Consider the following 18,374-nt stretch of genomic DNA (forward strand, 5'->3'; position numbering starts at 1 on the left):
CGTACCGTCAGCGTGCGCCCGTCCCCGTACGGGGCCGGGCCCTTCCTTGAGGCGGGCTGCCCGGCTCGCCAGCTTCGATGGAGGAGGGCGGACGGCGTGTGTTGGGGGCCTTTGGAGCCGAGGAGCTGACCACCCGGCTGGGGCCGAACTCCCCGGGCTCCAGCCTCAACAGGACGGTATGAAGAACGGAGCTTGAGCCGGTGCTGTGGAGAGGTTCCCGGCTTCGACCTCAGAACGTGATGGTGGCGACCACGGTGTCGTTGTAGGTGCCAGAGGGGACGTTCTGGCCGCGCGGAACCGTGCCGTACACCAGCACGGGGACGGGCAGGCCCGTGCCGAGGTACGCGAGGCCCGTGCCGGCCGTGTTACCCCACACGATGAGCCGGGTGACGTCCTGGTACAACTGGTACGCGAGGTAGTCCGCCGACGCCGAGTTGCGCATCCGGCGCAGCGGCGCGCCGTCGACGGAGCCCGGGGCCGGGAACAGCCCCTGGCCCAGGGTGATGACCGCGGTGCGGAGCAGGGTGCACTGCACGCTCAGCGTGCCCGTGCCGAACAGGTCGATGCCCAGCGCGGAGTTCACGACGATGGGGTCGTACGTGCCGAAGTTCAGCGTGCCGCCGCCCGTTCCGGAGCCAATGCTGCAAGCGCCTCCGACGTTGGCCGTGACGTTCAGGTTGGCGGTAGCGGTGGCGGCCTCGGCGGGGGAGAAGGCGACGAGGGACGCGGCGGCGGTGACGGCGGCAACGGCAGTCTTGATTGCGTTCATTGATAAGTCTCAGTCGAGGGACCGGTTGATTCCGGCTGCGACAGGGCATTGCAACGCGCTCGCCAGCCCTGGAGCCGCCCCCCGTGCCCCTCCCTCCAGTGCAGGTCGCACACCTGCCAGCCATGCGCTCCCGGTCCATTCGTGAAAAAGAATCCTCGTCTGTTATTTGAAGCAAAACACAGACATGTCCCCGCGGGGAGCCATCGATAATGGGTCGAAGAGTCGTCGAGGGGCGCGTGAATCCGGTGGCATGAGCCATCCAGGGGAGGCCTATGCTCAGCCGGGAGAACTTCGTTTCCTCGGCGGTGGAGAGAAGTGCCCACTGCGGGTAGCCCTTGTGAATCCATGGGTGGTGGCGTCCATCTGATGACGCCGCCACGCCCGCTTCCTCGCGGCAGCAACCGCCTTCCGGGTCGTGCACGAACGCCTGCCCCACGGATGCGCGATAAGCCCCACCCGCCATGCCCGACAGTCGGCGGCCGGCGTGGATGCGCTTGTCCGCCTCCGGGTCCGCACCTCGTGGAACGCGTCGCTTGGCGTCGTCTTCCGCGCCGAGGGCGCGCCAGCGGTGACGTGACGCCCGCCCACGGCACCGTTTCGAAAGAGCGGGCGCGCGGGTGTGAATTTCCACGAGCCCCGCACGTCAGTGGGCCACCTGTCGCGCTGGCGAGGCCGGATGTCCATGTCGGCAGGGTTGGACTGCGCAAGGGCCGTGGCGCATCGACCTGGAGAAGACACCATGAAGCTGAATCGACTGGGCGCGCTCGCCGTGCTCGTGCTGGCGTTTGTCGCCCTCCCCGCGTGTGATGGGGAAGAAGAAGCGCCCGATGTCCGTCCGGGCAGCATCGCGGGGCAAGTGGAGCTGGACGATGGCGCCCCGCCGGAGGGGGTGTCCGTCAGACTCTTCGACACTGGAGCCGAGACGACGACGGGCGAGGACGGCGCGTTCACCTTTGCGAACCTGCCGCCCGGGACCTATACCCTCTCCGCTTTCGCCGTGGGCTATGAGGTCCTGCAACAGGAAGTGGAGGTCGAAGCCGCCAAGGCCACCTCCGTTCCCCTCACGCTGAAGCTCGTCCGGAGTCAGGTGTCGGGCACCATCCTGCTGGAGGGGGCCACCACACACGAGGGCATCACGGTGGCATTGCAGGATTCACCGTTCACGACGACCACGGACGCGGCGGGACACTTCGTCCTGGAGGGCGTGCCGACCGGAGCCTACATCCTGGAGGCCTCCAAGGAGGGCTACGACACCGTGCTGGAGGTGGTCGCGCTCACGTCCGAGCCCGAGACGGTGTCGCTCACGCTCGAGCCCACGGGCCACATCTCCATCTCCGGCCTCATCATCCTGCAGAGCGGGTCGGACAGCTCGGGCGCCACCGTGATGCTGGAGGGGACCGCGTTCAGCACCACCACGGTGAACGAGTACGGCTCCTTCTCCCTGAAGAACGTGCCCCCGGGCGTCTACACCCTGGTGGCCTCGAAGGAGGGCTACGTCACCCAGTCGGAGCAGGTGACGGTGGTCGAAGGTGACACGGCCTATGTGTTGTTGTCGCTGGAGGTCGCGGCCGGGCTCATGGCCCCGGACTCCTCGCTCACGTACTGAGCCGTCCGGTTTCATTTCGGGTCGCCCGGTCCGTCTGGACGGGGCGGCCCTTTCTGGCTTCACGCCAGGCCGCCAGGCGGACGCCCGTGAGCAGGCCATCCGCGTGGCTTGAGTCGCGCACCGGCGAACTCAACGACGCCCCCCGCATCCGCTGTACGCGCTCAGTGGCTCCGGCGCTCGCGCTCCTTCGTCGCGGCGTCGAGCAGCGCATCCGCCAACTCCAGGGCTGGCACCACGAACGACTCCAGCGTGTCGACATTGTCGGGCATGCCGCGCTTATCCACCTGAAGCGCCTCGTTGTGGATGGAGAAGTGCGAGCTGTGCTGTTGCAGCAACAGGAGCTGTTCGCGCACGCGTGGCGCGCGCAGCACCCGCCGCGCCGCGTCGCTCAGGTTCCTGATTTCAAGCGCCTCATCCAGCGCCGCGTCGCCGACTTCGTCGTCCCCTTTGCCGAACACCTTGAGGAGCTTGTCCCCGAATCTCTCGGGGACGATGCGCAGCTCGGCCGGAAGCGAGTCGTTCAACGGCAGCCGTACCACCGTGAAGAACTGCGAGCTGTTCCCGATTCGACGATGTTCCGTCTGCATCGAGAAGGAGATTCCTCGATGGAATCCCCAGACCCTGAAGGTCCCTCCGGTCTCGGAGTACTCCCAGCCATGCTGGTTCGCGAAGTCTCTCCAGGCCTGGAGTCGCTTGTTGTGGGTTTTCCAGTAGTAGAACCCAAAGGCAATCGCGGCCACGAAGATGCCGACGTGCAGGAGAACGGACGATGGGTCACTGGAATTCATGGGAGGGTCCAATCCTGTACGTCATTCAAAGTCTCACAGCCATTCGACCCGTGTATAGACGGTGGCGGCCGTGCGGAGGTGCGCCATGGCGGGGGTGGAGAGCTGGCGCGTGCCACGAAGGACGAGCTCCTGGGAACCCAGCGCCACGGCGGCGCGGAGGGCCTCCGCGAGCCCCCGCGCCCCGCTGGGGCTCACCAGGGTGGCCTGCACTGGCGCGTCCGAGCCGGGCCTCACCGTGAGTGACCACTCTCCCTCGTGCGCGGCCGCGAAGTGCTCCAGCCTGGGCGCGAGCCGGGACTGGGCACACGCGGCGATTTGGGGCGCCGTGGCGTCCGCCAGCGCCAGTCGGGAGAGTCGCGGCAGTGTCGCCAGGGCGTCGAACAACTCGACGTCGCAGGGCTCGGAGCCTTGTGACAGTCCCAGGTGCCGCATGGGCACCGGGTGGTCCGCCAGCAGGCGCGCGATGTAAGGCGATACGCGCTGATGCCGGGTTACACCGCGCAGGTGGGGGTGCATGAGCCACTTCCCCCAGTCCTCCGCGTCTTCGGCGCCCCAGTGGGCCCGGACCGCGCCCTTGTTCCAGTCAATCTCCTCCACGGTGCCCCAGGCGGGGCCGGGCTCGGCGATGCCAGAGCGGGCGCCGGTCCCTCTCAACTGGACCGACACAGGGAAACCCCGCTCGAAGCGGGTCCACCCGCGGGTGATGGCGGGGCCGAGGCACCCTTCCCACCGGACTCGGTTCGCCTCGAGCAGGCGGGCGATGCGCGCCGTGTCGGCACGAGGGGTGAATTGGAGCGCGATGAACTCCCCGAGCGGGTCTCCCACCGCGAGCAACTGGTCCGCGAGAACACATCGCGCCTCATCGTCTCCTGGCGTGGCGTGGATGCGCGCGAGCAGGGCCTCCCGGGTAGGGGACTCTCGCTGCTCAGCGGCGGTCCGCTCCGAGATGGCGGCCCGGAGGGCATCACAGTGGGCCTGGGTCTCGGCATCGAGGTCAGGGGGCCTTCGTGACAGTCCGGAGTGGATGGCCTGTTCGAGCCGACTGGCCATGATGGGCCAGTTGGCGAATTGGGCTTGCCGGTCCCGCAGGGGTTGCACGTCGTAGAGCACCCCCACGTGGTCGAGCACGGCGCAAAGCGCCTTCAGGACCTGGGCGTCCTCCCCCACGGGGAGCTGGAGGAGGGTCATCAGCGGGGGAAGCATCCTCGGGTCGCGAGGCCACCGCAGAACGGTCTCCAGCCCTTCTTGCACCGCATCGGGCAGTGTTCGCTTCGAGTCCTCGACGAAACCCGCGAGCAGCCGTGGGACATCCAGCGGATGCCAGCGCGTGAAGTCATACAGCCAGGAGCCGATGTCGAGCGGAGTGAGCCCGGTGCAGAGCCGGTCCGAAAGCTGTTGGATGACCTCCGCGAGAGGCCGGGCACGGGTCTCGCGCCAGGCTTCCAGCAGCGCTTCGAGGGTCGCTTCCTCCTCCCTCCGTGCGAAGGCTTCCTGCGCGCGGACGAGGAGCCCGTCCAGGACGTTGCTCACCGCGCCAGCCTAACGAAATTCCTGCCGCTTTGACGCGGGCGAACGCACAACGGCTGACACCGTCCCGAGCGTCCGTCACTTGCGCGCTGCCTCCAGCAATTCGCGGAGGGCATCGGCGTGTTTTCCCGTGGTCGGCGCCCAGTCCGCAGCAGGCTCTCGACCTCGATGACATCGCACTGCTCGATGGCCGCGAACAGGTTGCCTGGCGTGTCGATTTTCATGGGCGCTGTTGGAGGGCGTTGGGCTGGAATCCAGCGTATCGCAGCCGCCCTGAGGATGTGCGGGGAACGCGCCTCGGACTTCAGCGTGTCCCCCGCACTCGCGCCCCACGGAGGGTGGCGGGAAGGACTACTGCGACCAGGTCATCACTTCGATGAACCGGACGGAGTCGCGGTCCTCGTTGACGGACGCCACCACGTAGCCGCCGATGTCACCGGGGCCCGTGCGGCCGTAGGTGTCCACCCACGTGCTGACGTAATAGCGCGCGCCTTCGCCCGCGTTCGCGCTCAGGTAGAGCAGCGCGCCGATGACCTCGGCGGAGCTCGGCGCCTGGCCGAACACCGGCGAGTTCAACTGCGCGACGAGTTCAGCGAGCGTCACCACGGAGAAGGTGCTCGGGGCCGGTCCGAACGCGCTGTAGTAGGTCCACTGGAGCGTGGTCTGGTTCATCACCCCATCGCGCTCCAGGATGCCGCCCGCCTGAATCCAGGCGTTGTTCACCAGCCGGCCGGTGGCGCCCAGAAGCTGCGCTGGCGTTTGCGCGGGCGTGGACACGTCCGTCGTGAAGGGCGTGGCCACCGCGTCGTTCAGCTCGTGGTAGCGGAGTAGGTAGTCCCGCGCGGGGGCGTCGAGCTCCGCGAGGAACGCGGGCGTCGCGATGCGGCCCGCCAGATAGGCGTGCTCCGCGGCGTCCGTCCGGCCGTCATCGGCGCTCAAGAAGGAGTCCAGCGCCGTCTTGATCTCCGACCGCACCACCGTCGTCCCGCCGGGGCTGCCGCTGGCACGGGCGGTGGCCATCTGCGACTCGAACAGCGGGATGGAGTGCGTGCTGCCCCAGGCGAGGGCGGCGGGCGCGGCGAGGAGGGAGAGACCACAGAACGCGGTGCGCAGCGAAACGAGTTTCATTGTGATTCACCTTGGGAGGTGGAAGGTCAAACGTCGTTCGGCGCCAGGGATGAATCATGATTCGCATGCACACCCGCTCACGTTTTCGTAACGAAATTCAGACTTTGCATGTCATGGAAGTTTTCCTGAGCAGTCCGGGGCGTGCGAATGATTCATGCTCACGAAGCTGTCGAGGCTGCTACATTGCCCAGGCACCAGTTGGAGGACGACATGCAATCGCACGCGCTATCCGACACGGACCGTCGCTTTCGCCTGGCATTCGAAGCCTGCACCATCGTGCCGGCGGACTTCAGCCATGAGGCGCATGTGCGGCTGGCCTACGTGTACTTGTCGGAGCACGGCACCGAGGAGTCGATCGCGAGGATGCGCACGGCGCTTCAGCGGTTCCTCGTGCACCACGGAATCCCCGCGACGAAGTTCCACGAAACGCTCACCCGGGCTTGGGTCCTCGCGGTCGAGTACTTCATGGGCAAGGCGCCCAGCGGGTCGTCCAAGGACTTCATCGAGAAGAATTCGGAGCTGCTCGACAGTGGAATCATGCTGACCCACTACTCGGCGCAGGTGTTGTTCTCGGCCGATGCCCGGGGGGCCTACGTCGAGCCGGACCTGGAGCCGATTCCGGTGCCGGGCAGGGCGGTCTGAGCGTCCCCGGTCGGGTTTCCTTCCCGGGCGCATCGTCGTCGTCGCGACGCGGAAGCCACCGGGGGGCAGTCCCCCGGTGCGCCGTTCGCTGCCAAGGGGGCGATTTGCGCCGGCCCGCCCTTGCGCGGCGTACGCCTCGGCGATAAGAGGCGACGCAAATGTTGACTCTGCAAATCAATCTCAATTCAGGTCGTTCGAGCCGTTCCCGGAGTTTGCGTGCGTGCGCCACGGCGCTGGTCGCCCTGGTGCTTGCCGCCTGCGGCTCCGAGGTGGCGTTCGTGCCGGGAGTCCCCGCCGCGCCGCGAGTGACCGTCATTGCCCCAGTGTCCGGCTTCGAAACCGAAGAGCCCCGGTTCCAACTGAAGGGGACGGTGAATGCCCCGGGGACGCTGGTCCGCCTGACGGCCCGGTTGAATGACGACGAAGCCGTGCCCGTGGAGACGGCGGTCGTGGGCGCCCTCTGGACTTTCACGGTCGAGGTCACCCTGCGGGCAGGGGACAACACGGTGCGGCTGGAGGCCGTCGACCAGGAGGGGGCGACGGGCTCGCACGTGACGACGGTGCGTCATGTCCCGGACACGGAGGCGCCCCAGGTGCAGGTGGTGTCTCCAGACGAGGGGCTGGCCATCACGGTCCGCCGCGTGCGCGTGGAGGCCGTGGCCACGGACAACAAGCGCGTGGTGACGGTGGGGTACTCGCTCAACGGTGGCGAGGAGCAGCCCGTGGACGTCCCCACGGACGTCGAGGGCACGCTCGCCTTCGAGGTGGCTCCGAGGCCGGGCTCCAACGTCGTGACGGTGAAGGCGCGTGACGCGCGGGGGAACACGGGCGAGTCGACGGTGTCCTTCCACTTCGGTGGTCTGGCCTCCGCGGGCGGACTGCACAGCGGGACGGTGCGCAACGGCCGTGTCTATACGTGGGGCCGCAACAACCGGGGCCAGTTGGGCCTGGGGGCGGAGGTGACGACGGACCAGCGGCAGCCCCAGGTGGTCCCCGGTCTGGAGTCCGCGACGTCCATTGCCTTCAATCAGAACTTCGCCATGGCGCTCAGCGCCGACGGCAGTGTGTGGACGTGGGGGGAGAACGCGGACAGCCAGCTCGGGCTGGGGACTCCGCCCGTGGAGGGAGCGCCGCATGCGCCCGACGTCACCCCACGATACGCGGCGACTCGGGTTCCCGGCCTGACGGGGGCGGTCGCGGTGGGCAATGGCTTCCGCCATGGGCTGGTCCTGATGGAGGACGGCACGGTGCGCGCCTTCGGCAACAACCAGAACGGGCAGCTCGGAGACGGCACCACCACGTCGAAGGACTACCCGGTGGAGGTGGTGGGGCTGACGGACGTGGTGAAGGTTGCGGGAGGCTCCATGCACTCGGTGGCGCTCAAGCGGGACGGCACCATCTGGGTGTGGGGCCGCAACGACTACGGCAACCTGGGCACGGGCGTCGCCGACGGTGACAGCCACCCGCTCCCCCATCAGGTGCCGGGCGTGACGGACGTGGTGGACATCGCGAACGGCCGGGACCACATCCTCGCCGTGCACGCGGACGGCACGGTGTCCGCGTGGGGGTTGGATGTCAGCGGCCAGCTCGGGCAGGGAACGCTCACCCCGGGCGGCGAGAGCGCCACGCCGGTGAAGGTGAAGAACGTCACCCAGGCGCGCGCGGTGTTCGCCAACGGCAACTACAGCTTCGCGAGGCTCGCGGATGGCTCGCTGATGGCGTGGGGGCAGAACTTCAACGGGCAGCTCGCCCTGGGCTTCACCGTGCAGACGCACCCGGAGCCCACGGCCTCCTCGCCCGAGGTGGCACCGCTGTCCTCCATGGGCATGGGGGCCACGCACGTCATCGCGGTGCGCGCGGATGGCTCCGTCTTTGGCTGGGGCTGGAACCTCAATGGCTCGCTCGGCCCCGACGCCGTCATCGACAGGTGGTCCTACACAGGCCCCATCCCGATTTCATTGCCCTGAGACGACCGCGGTACCCTCACGCTCCGGGAGCGAGAAATCCTCCCGGAGCGGTGGTGATGGCCCGCCCACTTCCGTGGCGGGGCCTCCCTGGCGAGCCGCGCCATGAAGACTGCTGTGCATTTCGGCTTCAGCGGCGAATTCCACCCCAATTCCTCTCTCCGCGTCGAGGGGGCGGCACGATGTAGGGCCGTCTGCCGGAAATCGTGTGGGTTTGCCCCTACGCGCGAACCTGGAATTGCTGAGTTTTGCTTTCCGGATGACGGGTATCTCTTTTCGCTGCTCGCGGCCGGGCTGAAATGCGCCTGGAGTGCGTTTCCTGTCTGCATTACCCCCAATTCAGCAGGAGCTTTCGAAAATGATGACTTTCAGAGCGATGCCGCTTCAGGCGGTCCTGTCAGCGCTGGTCGTGTCCCTCGTGGCATGCGGGGTTCCAGAGGAGCCGGTCCCAGACGCTCCGGGTGCCGCCACGCAGGCACTGGCGGGCCCCTATGATGCCTGGGTTGCCCGCCATGGGCTCACCGCTGCCCAATATCAGACGGAGTTCAATACATGGGTGGGGCAGGGATACCGGCTCTCCTCCATCAGTGGCTACGAAGACGGGGGCAGCGCCCGTTACGCGGCCATCTGGGAGCAGACGAGCGGCCCGGCCTGGCGTGCCTTCCATGGCCTGACGTCCGCGCAGTACCAGTCCACTGTCGTCAATCAGCAGTCGCAGGGTTACCGCCCGGTGGTGGTCAACGGGTACAGCGTGGGCGGCGTGGCCTACTTCGCGGCCATCTTCCATGTCGGCGGCGGTGTGGCCTGGGCGGCCCGGCATGACCTGACCGCGTCCCAGTATCAGGCGGAGTTCAACACCTGGACGGGGCAGGGCTACCGGCTCGTGCACGTCAGTGGTTACACGTCCAGCGGCGCGGAGCGCTACGCGGCCATCTGGGAGCAGACGAGCGGCCCGGCCTCGCGGGCCTACCACGGACTGACCGCCGCGCAGTACCAGTCCACGTTCAATACCAACGCGGCCCAGGGGTACCAGCTCGCGAAGGTCAGCGGCTACAACGTGGGCGGCACGGACCGGTATGCGGCCATCTTCCATGCCTCCTCGGGGATTCCGACCGCCGCGCGCCACGGGCTCTCCTCCGCCGCGTATCAACAGGCTGTGATGGACCTCAAGAACCAGGGGTATCGCCCGGTTTTGGTGGCGGCGCACCACAATGGCAGCCAGCCTGTGTTCGCCTTGGTCTGGCAGAACCTGACGTTCAGCGGGGCCGACCTGCAGCACATCGACGACACCGTCCAGCAGGCGATGGCCGCCTCCAACACCGTGGGCCTGTCGCTGGCCATCACCCACCAGGGGCGCCTCGTCTTCGCCAAGGGGTATGGCCTGGCCGACCGGACCAACAACACCCCTGTCCACTCCTCCCACCGCTTCCGCGTCGCCAGTGTGTCCAAGCCGCTGACGTCCATTGGCATCATGCGGCTGATTGAGAGCGGGCAGGTCCGCCTGACGGACCGCGTCTTCGGCCGGGCGGGATTGCTGGGGGAGACCTACGGTGCGCAAGGCACCTACGTGGACAGCCGTGTCCTCAACATCACCGTCCAGCACCTGCTCGAGCACACCATGGGTGGTTGGGACAATGACGGCAACGACGGTTCGGGCGACCCCATGTTCATGAACCCGAGCATGACGCACGCGCAGCTCATCCAGTGGGTGTTGCAGAACGTGCCGCTCGAGTTCGCGCCTGGGACGACCTACCAGTACTCGAACTTCGGCTACAGCGTCCTTGGCCGCATCATCGAGCGCGTCACGGGCCAGACCTACGAGGCCTACATGCGCGACCACGTCTTCACGCCCAGCGGCGCCACCAGCCTCGCCGTGGGCGGAGACACCCTGGCCGCTCGGCTGTCGAATGAGGCGGTCTACTACCAACTGGGGACGGGTGCCTTCAACCCGTACGGCATGCCGGTGCGTCGCATGGATGCGCACGGGGGCTGGGTTGCTTCGCCCATCGACCTGTTGCGCGTCGCCGTGCGGGCGGATGGGTTCTCCACCGTTCCGGACCTGCTGAGCGCGAGCGCAATCACCACGATGACCACCCGCACGACGGCGCCCGACACCCTGGGCAACCCCGTTGGCTACGCCCGGGGCTGGGAGGTGAACAACATCCCCAACTGGTGGCACACCGGCGGCCTCCCGGGCACCCTGGCGCTGATGGTACGGACCGATGACCGCTACGGGCCCAGCCGCACCGGGGCGTTCACCTGGTCCGTGATGACCAACTCCAACAACAGCGGCACGTCCAACATCAACCTCGACGCGCTCATGTGGAGCGTCGTGAGCGGCGTCAGCGCCTGGCCCACGCACGACCTGTTCTAATGAAGCCCGCCACGGGTCGCTGAGCGAGGACTTCAGGGACCGGCGGGGCTCACAAGGGCCTCCGCCGGTCCGGGGTTCAACGCGCTGCTAGTCCCGCGTGCAGACGACGTCGTCGACCTGGAGGTGGTCGCGGTCGGCTTCGCTGCGGCTGGGGTAGAAGAACAGACGCCAGTCGCGCACGTTGCCGGTGAAGCGGAAGAACACCGGCTGCCACTCGTCGCTGTCCACGAGGAGGAAGTCGGTCTGCGGGTTCCATCCCGCGCTCGAGTAGATGCGGTGGCGGATGCTGCCGTGGCCGCGCACCCGGTACGAGCAGGAGTAGTTGCCGCTGGGGACGTTGAACTTCTCCGTCGTGAAGCGCTCGGCGATCTGGATGGGGACGATGAACTGCAGCGCCGACGAGCCGCCATGCACCGACGCCGTGTAGCGCGCCAGGCGCGTGGGCCGGATTTCCGTTCCCGGGTCCGCGACGCCGTTGTCCATGCCGTACCAGTAGTCCGGGATGAGGTGCTGCCCGTGGTAGGGAATGTTGTAGGTGTTCCAGCTCTCGAAGCCGCCGTTGCGGATGATGTTCGAGGCGTGCTCGGCGGAGACGCAGCGCTTGGTGGCCGGGTCGCAGGCGGGCAGGTCGCCGACGCAGTCGTACGTGGTGAAGCACGCGCCCGCGGAGAGCTCGCACGCGCCCGTCGTGGGGTTGCAGCTCGTCGCGGGGTTGCTGCACGTCACGCCCGCGCAGGGGTCTCCCGCCACGCAGAGGTGCGAGGCGGTCTCGCAGACCGGCGTCTCCGGGGTGCCCGCGCAGTCCACATGACGGGTGCAGCGGTTCTCCGCGACCACGCAGGTGTTGGTCGCATCGCAGGCCTCCCACTCGTTGCAGTCCAGGGCGTCGTTGCAACGGCCGGAGAGCGGCTCGCAGGTGGCGGTGGCGTTCACACAGCGCTCCCAGGACTCGCAGCTCACCGCGTCACAGGCCTCGGGGGTGCGCAGGCAGCGCACGTCGTCGATGAGCAGGTGCTCGCCGCTGGTGTTGCGGACGCTGAAGATGAGCTCGAAGGTGTCGAAGACGTCGTTGGCGAGGTTGAAGCTGTACGCCAACTGCCGCCACTCCGCGGAGTCGACCGACGTGTAGCCCGTGTAGCTGGAGTAGTCGGAGGCGAAGAAGGCGTTGCGAACCTCACCCGTGCCGCGCGCCTGGTAGGTGCAGGCGTACCGGCCGGCGGGCATCGACTTCTCCAGCGTGGTGAAGCGCCGGTGCGCCGTCGCGGCGTTGACCAGCCGGACCGCGTTCACGCCCTCGAACGGATGCGTCGTCTCCTTGCGCACGTCGCTGGAGGGGATGTTCGACTTGCTGCCGAACCACATCGTGGGAAGCGCACCGGGCCACTCCTCGAAGCCCCAGTTGTCGATGACGCTCACCGTGGGCGGCGGCCCACCCGCGTCAGGCGTCTCGGAGCCGGCGTCAGGCGTCTCGGAGCCCGCGTCGGGCGTCTCGGAGCCGGCGTCAGGCGTCTCGGAACCCGCGTCGGGCGTCTCGGAGCCCGCGTCCGGAGTCTCTTCACCCGCGTCGGGCGTCTCCTCGCCGGCGTCCGGCGTCTCTTCTCCTGCATCGGGCGTCTCTTCTCCTGCATCGGGCGTCTCTTCGCCCGCGTCCGGGAGCTCTTCTCCGGCGTCAGGGACCTCTCCGCCCCCGTCGGGGACCTGCGTGCCCGAATCAGGACGGGGCTGCCCGGCATCCGGCGCGACTACGGGATCCGAACCACCACAGGCGACCACCAACGCCAGCAGCGAAGCGAGACACACTCGAAACAACGTCACAGCAAACCTCCGGCTTTCAGAATGGGCACTCTCGTACCACAACTTTCCGCGCAGGCCGCCTGAGTGCCCGCTCCGGAATGGCTCCACGCGTTGATGAGGCCGCACTCTGCAACATCATCGCAACTTGCAAGTCGTTAAGCACGGGAAGCCAGGATTAACGCTTGTGCATCAAGGGGCGCGGGACACCCAGAGTTGACGGAAGATGAGCGCGTGTCCGAGGAGTGCCGAGCCCACCAGGACCGTGGGCAGCCACACGTACGGCGCGAACAACACCCACGTATTGAGCTGGGTGGGTGCGGTGCCGAAGCCCGCGAACAGCGGGGTGCTCGCGACGCCAATGGCCAGGATGGTCAGCAGGAGCGCGCACCCCAGCGTGTTCCATGCGGTGATGACCCCGCGGGGCACGTTGCCTTTGTACAGCCAGAGGGCCAGGGGCAGCGCGGTGATGCCCGTGACGATGTCGTAGTTCAGGCCCGTGGTGTCACGGACCTCGCCGAAGGTCATCTGGGCGGGCATGACGCCCTCGAGCGCAGCCTGGTGCATCACCACCTCGAGCGGCAGTCGGAACGCCTGCACGCCGACGAGGAGCCACAGCGGCGTGTGCCGCGCCAGCAGATGGCCCTCACGCGCCCAAAGCAGGAGTCCTGTCGCGAGGAAGAGCGCGGGAGGCAGGAGCGCCGACGGCGGAGGACGCACGTCCAACCGGGAGAGGAGGCCGCTGTGCGCGAGCACCAGCCATCCGCCTGCCCAGGAGAGCAGCGCCACGGTGAACCGCACCCGGACACGCGTGCTGTCGGGCTGCCCGCGAGAGGCCCTCCAGGCCAAGGCGAGCCAGGCGGCCAGCATCAGCAGGGATACCCCCGCGATTCCGACGAAGGCCAGCGTGGACGCGGTGGGGGCGGGGGCCGTCATGCGCGGAGACGTTATCGCGACGCGACGGGCACCGCATTCCCGGTGGGGAGTCCGGCCGTCATCCGGAGCCGAGACTCGGAGGGCACGGGTCGGTCATTCGTCCTACGGACGAACGGCCGATGCGCGGAGCCGTTCGCGTTTCGTAGCGTCGTTTCCATGGACACACGTTCCCTGGTGGACCGGCTCACCATCGCGACGCCCTGTGAAATGCGGTGGGACGACATGAAGGGAGACGCGCGTGTCCGACACTGCGAAGCTTGCAAGCTCTCCGTCCACAACGTGAGCGAGATGACCACGGATGAGGTGGAGACCCTGCTTCAGCCCGGCGGGCGGGTCTGTGCCCGGCTCTACCGCAGGCCGGATGGGACGGTCGTCACGGGAGACTGCCGCCGCGTGTGGCGTCAGCAGCGGGCGGAGGCCGTCACGCTGCTCGGCACGGCGGTGACCGTGACGGCCGCGCTCTCGTTGATGGCCTTGATCGCCCTGCTCACGGTGACGCTCTTTGGCGACAACCTCCGGCGCATGTTCGGCGAGTCCACCGCGGGTGCCCTGGCCGTGGACCCATCAGGGTATCCGGCCTCGCTGGCCCCGCCTCGCCCCATCAAGGCGAATGGGCAGTACCGCGACTGAGGTGCTGGCGAGAACTCCCGCGCCGCGCGCTCAGCGTCCGTCCCAGAACGTCTTGGGGCCGTACTCCCAACCCCACGGGACTCCGGCGTCACCCAACACGAAGCGCACCAGACGGGGGAAGGCGGCCTCGGCACGCACGTCGTTGGCCAGCAGCAGCACGCAGCGCCGTCCTCGCGACACGCACACGAGTGTGTTGCCGGTGCTCTCGTTGTGGCCGCCCTTGAAGAACGCGGGCCCCTGCGGGCCTTCGAACACCACCAAACCCAGGCCCGCCGCCAGGTCCTTGCGCCGCGCCGCTTCGGGCAGCTCCGCCTGCAGCGTGGGGAACTGACTCCGGGTGGTGATGGGCAGCCGGGGCGCGGTCATGGCCGCGAAGGCCTGGGGTGACAGACCCTCGCCCCGCACGAGCGCGGCGGCGAAGCGCGACAGGTCGTCGATGGTGGTGTCCATGCTCCCAGCGGCGCGCACCTTGCTGCGTTCATCGTGGGGTTCCACGCCGCCTTCGGCGGTCCACCCATCCGCCAGGTTATGCGCGAAGTCCGGCCGCCACGTCATGCTGGTGTTCCTCATGCCCAGCCGGTCGAACACGCGCTGCTGGAGTTCGGTGCCCACGTCCAGCCCCAGGCCGCGCTCCAGCACGAACTGCATCAGGATGATGCCGTCTCCGGAGTACGCGTAGCGGCTGCCCGGCGCGAAGTGGATGCGCAGCTTGCCGTCGGGCTCCAGGAACCCGAAGTTGGCGAAGCCCGCGCTGTGGGTGAGCAGGATGCGCGGGGTGATGGCCTTCCAGCGCGAATCGCCCGTCAGGTGCGACCAGGTCGAGTACCGGTCCTCGTCCGCGTAGTCGGGCAGGGGCCTGTCCAGGTAGCGCTCAATCGAGGTGTCGAGGTCGAGGCGCGCCTCGTCCGCCAATTGCGCCACCAGATAGGCGAAGACCGTCTTGGTGATGGAGGCACCGTACATCACGGTGTCCGTCCGCAGCGGCTCGCCCTGCGCATTGCGCCAGCCATGGGCCCGGGTCGCCACCACGCGTCCGTCGTCGATCACCGCGAGGGCCAGCCCCTTCGCGCCCGTCGCGGCCATGGCCCGCTTCATTTCGCCATCCAGCGCGGCTGCGTCTGGGATGGGCGGCGTCTCCCGCGGCGCGGGCGCCGTGGCGCAACCGGCGGCGAACAACACACTCAGGCTCCAGACACGCAACGCGTTCATGCAAGCGGCTCCCGGCCGGTCCTGCTTCGTCAGCGAAACAGGACGCGGTGCTTACCGTGCCGCCCGGGGCCCATCAACGGCGCCGCGCCGCCGCCGCCGCCAACAACGGCTGGCGGCGACAGGGCGGTCTCCTCCGCATCACGGGCGGTGGTGCCCGTGCGCGCGTCAGCGGTGCTGGCTGACGAGCCAGCTCTGGGCTTCGGGGCGGCTCCAGAAGTCGTCCCAACCCGAGTGCCCGCTGCCGAGCGTCACGGTGACGGTGACTTCACCCGAGTAGCCAGGGCACTGCCGCACGAGCGGATGGTAGCCATCCGTCGCGTTGAACCACCCCCAGGCGCCGAAGGTGCCGTCGCTGTAGTGGCCGGAGGTCCAGATGGGAAAGGCCTCCAGGTCGCAGTAGTTCGTGGGGCGGGGGGCGAAGTAGGCCAGGGGCATGGCTCCGGCGTACGTCGTGCGGTACTTCAGAATCTGGTCGTTCACGCCGCTGCCGCCCGAGGACAGGCCCGTCAGCGTCACTCGGTCCGGGTCGATGTCATAGACGGTCAGCGCCTGCAGCACGAGCGCGTGCGTCGTGTCCACGTTCCACCACGTGTCAATCGCGCCACCCACGCGCGGGCCGTTGGGCGCGATGACGATGCCGGGGAACGTGTCGACCAGCGCCTTGCCCGGCGTGAGCTGCCGGATGAAGCCCTCCGGATTGGCGAGCACCTCCGTATGCGCCGCGTTGAGCGTGGTGCCACCCCGCCCATGGAGGGACAGGACGGCCGGGTACTTCTTGCCCGGCTGGGTGCCGTAGTCCTTCGGCAGGAAGACGGCGGTGTCGTAGGTGCCGCCCCGGTTCCAGACGTGGAACCGCCCCGCGCGTGCATCCGGCGATGCGCTCGTGGGGTGCACGGTGACGCGCATCGTGTCGGAGCCCGTGGCGCCGCCATTGTCGGTGGCGACGAGCCGGAACACGTACACGCCCGCGGCCAGGCTGCTGGCCGTCGCGTTGGCGGACGTGGCGCTCGTGAGGACCGCGGTGGTGGGGCCAGAGACCTGCTCCCAGCGGTAGCTGGCGATGGTGCCGTCGCTGTCGCTCGCGGTGCCTCGGAGCTGCACGGTGTTGGAGGGCAGGAGGATGACCGCGTCATTGCCCGCGGCGGCGGACGGCGGCTGGTTGGCGAGCCGGGTGCCGAACACCTGGAACTCCCGCACCCGGCAGATGTTGTCGTCCGTGGACCGCTTGCACTGGAGCCGCACGTGGCGGGCATTCACGGGCTGCGCGAAGGTCAGCGTCCGCGTCGTCTGGGGGTTGTCCGTGATGGCGCCGCCCGGCACCACCTGGAAGTCCACCGTGGTGCTGGGCCGGGCCAGCACGTCGAAGTCGAGCATCCGGCCAAAGGTGGCATCCCGGCTGACATACACGGTGATGCTCGTGATGGCGTGCACGGCCTGGAGGTCCACCTCCACCCATTCCGGGTTCCAGGGCACGGGCGGGATGGACGAGCCCCACCGGTCTTCCGTGTTGATGATGCCGTTGAAGGCCTTGGCGTGGCCGAACTGCGTGGGAAAGCCATTGGCGTGCACCGAGGACGCCGATGACGGCTTCCCCTGAGCGACGTTGGTGGCTTGTGCCTGGGCGGACAGGGCAAGCGACAGGGAACCGAAGCACAGCGCTTTCGCGAGACGTCGTGGATTCCAGAACATGGCGCACCTTTCGTGGAAGGCGCGGCAAGACTGGCAGGTTTTGAATGGCAGATTTGTAAATTGCTAAGTGCTTGTTATCCGGGATGTGTGCTTGCCTCTGGATTGCAAATGTTTCCCGCAATCAGAAAACAGGCGATTCCCAGCGCGAGGAGGGGAGACCCGCGTGCGGCGAATCCCCCCTCCCCAGCCGGACACGCCAGGCGTGTCCGCGGAACTCAGAAGCCGTGCTTGGTGCTGACCACGCGGCCGTTGAGCGGCTGCAGCGGACGGTTGTTCGGGTTCAGGTAGGGCAGACGCTGGAACGAGGCGATCTGCGAATCCGACATTTCAATCGGGTTCTTCATCACGTACCACTGGAGCCCCTCGGTGCACGGGGGCGTGGTGAGAGAACCGGCGTACTTGAAGAAGGCCCTGTTGAGCGGCAGCAGGGAGCTGGCGTTGATGACCGCGCCAATGGGCTGGCTGTGCTCACCCGCGTGCTTCGGCAGGTTGCGGAACGCGGTGAACAGCGCCGGATGCACGAAGCCTTCCTTGATGAGGACGCCCACGACCAGCGCGGGGGTGCCATTGGCGTCGGTGTGCACCAGGTGCACCTCGAGCGGGTACTCCACGCCGTCCTTCGTGTGCTCGCTGGGCGTGTGGAAGTGGAACTGCGCCAGGTGGTACGTGTTGCCATCCACCTGAATGGTGCTGCCGGCGTCATACGTGAACTGAACCGTATGGCCGTTGTTCGTCATCCGAACGCGGCTGGTGCGGTAGTTGAAGTTGGGCGCTTCGTGATGACCGCGCTCCGCCATCGACGTCACCAGTGCGATGGGAGACTGGTCCAGGCCCGCGGCGCAGATGGCGTTGCCGGGGAGCTCGCCCCAGCGCTCGGGGCTGACCGTCTGTGAATAACCCCAGTGAGCGTCTTCGCTGGTCAGGAACACCGGCGCGGGCGTGCCGCGCAGGTCCTGAGCGAAGGCGCTGGACGCAAGACAAACGGATGACACCAACGCGCTCTGGAGAGCGCGCACAGAGGCAGTGCGGAAAAACGACATGTGATTGATTCCTTTGGGTGCGACGTCGAACACAAGCCGGGCGTCCCTGGCACTGAGTCCAGGCACACCCTGCTCACGCGGGCGCTCGCCGGGTTTGGAAGAGGCGACCGGCGCCCACGAATTACATCATAAATTTAAAATACCTTGTTCGCCATGATTTCGGACATTTCTTGTCGGAATCTCCAGACGCTTTGTCGGTGGATTGAGACGGGGTGGGGCTGACCCGCCCCCTCTCGGTTTCCAAGAAAGCTCGGTGTCTCGCCCTCATGTCTTGGACATAC

Annotated in this window: 14 protein-coding genes; 5 read left to right on the forward strand and 9 right to left on the reverse strand. The window is 67.8% G+C overall.

From position 1 onward, the window contains the following. Positions 1–229: 229 nt before the first annotated feature. Positions 230–769 (reverse strand): fruiting body development fimbrial-like coat protein PRU, encoded by a 540-nt coding sequence (gene pru, locus A176_RS03030; protein WP_002636847.1) that lies wholly within the window; start codon positions 767–769, stop codon positions 230–232. A gap of 739 nt (positions 770–1,508) precedes the next feature. Here pru and A176_RS03035 point away from each other — a divergent pair. After that, positions 1,509–2,375 carry an MSCRAMM family protein gene (locus tag A176_RS03035; RefSeq protein ID WP_002636846.1) on the forward strand — a complete coding sequence of 289 codons (867 nt, stop codon included), beginning with the start codon at positions 1,509–1,511 and terminating at the stop codon, positions 2,373–2,375. A 161-nt stretch (positions 2,376–2,536) separates the two neighbouring features. On the opposite strand, the gene A176_RS03040 is transcribed toward A176_RS03035, so the two are convergent. The 3 genes from A176_RS03040 to A176_RS03050 all read right to left on the reverse strand — a co-directional run bounded on the left by A176_RS03040 (position 2,537) and on the right by A176_RS03050 (position 5,818). After that, the gene (locus tag A176_RS03040; RefSeq protein ID WP_044889741.1) at positions 2,537–3,163 is read right to left on the reverse strand and encodes a hypothetical protein; all 627 of its coding nucleotides are present in this window, start codon (positions 3,161–3,163) and stop codon (positions 2,537–2,539) included. A 33-nt stretch (positions 3,164–3,196) separates the two neighbouring features. Beyond that, positions 3,197–4,693 (reverse strand): hypothetical protein, encoded by a 1,497-nt coding sequence (locus tag A176_RS03045; protein ID WP_002636844.1) that lies wholly within the window; start codon positions 4,691–4,693, stop codon positions 3,197–3,199. Positions 4,694–5,041: 348 nt separating this feature from the next. After that, positions 5,042–5,818: a hypothetical protein gene (locus A176_RS03050; protein WP_002636843.1), complete on the reverse strand. Its 777-nt coding sequence runs from the start codon at positions 5,816–5,818 to the stop codon at positions 5,042–5,044. Between the two features lie 210 nt (positions 5,819–6,028). On the opposite strand from A176_RS03050, the gene A176_RS03055 reads away from it, so the two are divergent. From A176_RS03055 to A176_RS03065, 3 genes are all read left to right on the forward strand, one after another. Then, complete coding sequence (locus tag A176_RS03055; RefSeq protein WP_044889829.1) at positions 6,029–6,460, forward strand: hypothetical protein; 432 nt, start codon at positions 6,029–6,031, stop codon at positions 6,458–6,460. A 158-nt stretch (positions 6,461–6,618) separates the two neighbouring features. Further along, positions 6,619–8,427 carry an RCC1 domain-containing protein gene (locus A176_RS03060; protein WP_021781141.1) on the forward strand — a complete coding sequence of 603 codons (1,809 nt, stop codon included), beginning with the start codon at positions 6,619–6,621 and terminating at the stop codon, positions 8,425–8,427. 355 nt (positions 8,428–8,782) lie between these two features. Beyond that, a complete protein-coding gene (locus A176_RS03065; RefSeq protein ID WP_226994168.1) occupies positions 8,783–10,798 on the forward strand; it encodes a serine hydrolase in 2,016 nt (671 codons plus the stop codon). An 87-nt stretch (positions 10,799–10,885) separates the two neighbouring features. Here A176_RS03065 and A176_RS03070 read toward each other — a convergent pair whose 3' ends face one another. Together A176_RS03070 and A176_RS03075 are read right to left on the reverse strand one after the other, a co-directional pair. Next, positions 10,886–12,613: a hypothetical protein gene (locus tag A176_RS03070; RefSeq protein WP_002636837.1), complete on the reverse strand. Its 1,728-nt coding sequence runs from the start codon at positions 12,611–12,613 to the stop codon at positions 10,886–10,888. Positions 12,614–12,781: 168 nt separating this feature from the next. Continuing rightward, positions 12,782–13,525, reverse strand: coding sequence for a hypothetical protein (locus A176_RS03075; protein WP_002636836.1), 744 nt, complete (start codon positions 13,523–13,525; stop codon positions 12,782–12,784). 156 nt (positions 13,526–13,681) lie between these two features. On the opposite strand from A176_RS03075, the gene A176_RS03080 reads away from it, so the two are divergent. Then, complete coding sequence (locus A176_RS03080; protein WP_002636835.1) at positions 13,682–14,155, forward strand: hypothetical protein; 474 nt, start codon at positions 13,682–13,684, stop codon at positions 14,153–14,155. Positions 14,156–14,185: 30 nt separating this feature from the next. Here the strand turns inward: A176_RS03080 and A176_RS03085 are convergent, their stop codons facing one another. The 3 genes from A176_RS03085 to A176_RS03095 all read right to left on the reverse strand — a co-directional run bounded on the left by A176_RS03085 (position 14,186) and on the right by A176_RS03095 (position 18,045). Next, a complete protein-coding gene (locus A176_RS03085) occupies positions 14,186–15,364 on the reverse strand; it encodes a serine hydrolase domain-containing protein (RefSeq protein WP_002636834.1) in 1,179 nt (392 codons plus the stop codon). A gap of 165 nt (positions 15,365–15,529) precedes the next feature. Further along, positions 15,530–17,053 carry a PKD domain-containing protein gene (locus tag A176_RS03090; RefSeq protein WP_002636833.1) on the reverse strand — a complete coding sequence of 508 codons (1,524 nt, stop codon included), beginning with the start codon at positions 17,051–17,053 and terminating at the stop codon, positions 15,530–15,532. Between the two features lie 215 nt (positions 17,054–17,268). Further along, a complete protein-coding gene (locus A176_RS03095; RefSeq protein WP_226994169.1) occupies positions 17,269–18,045 on the reverse strand; it encodes a carbonic anhydrase in 777 nt (258 codons plus the stop codon). Positions 18,046–18,374: the final 329 nt, after the last annotated feature.

The sequence above is a fragment of the Myxococcus hansupus genome, assembly GCF_000280925.3.
GTDB classification, from domain to species: Bacteria; Myxococcota; Myxococcia; order Myxococcales; family Myxococcaceae; genus Myxococcus; species Myxococcus hansupus.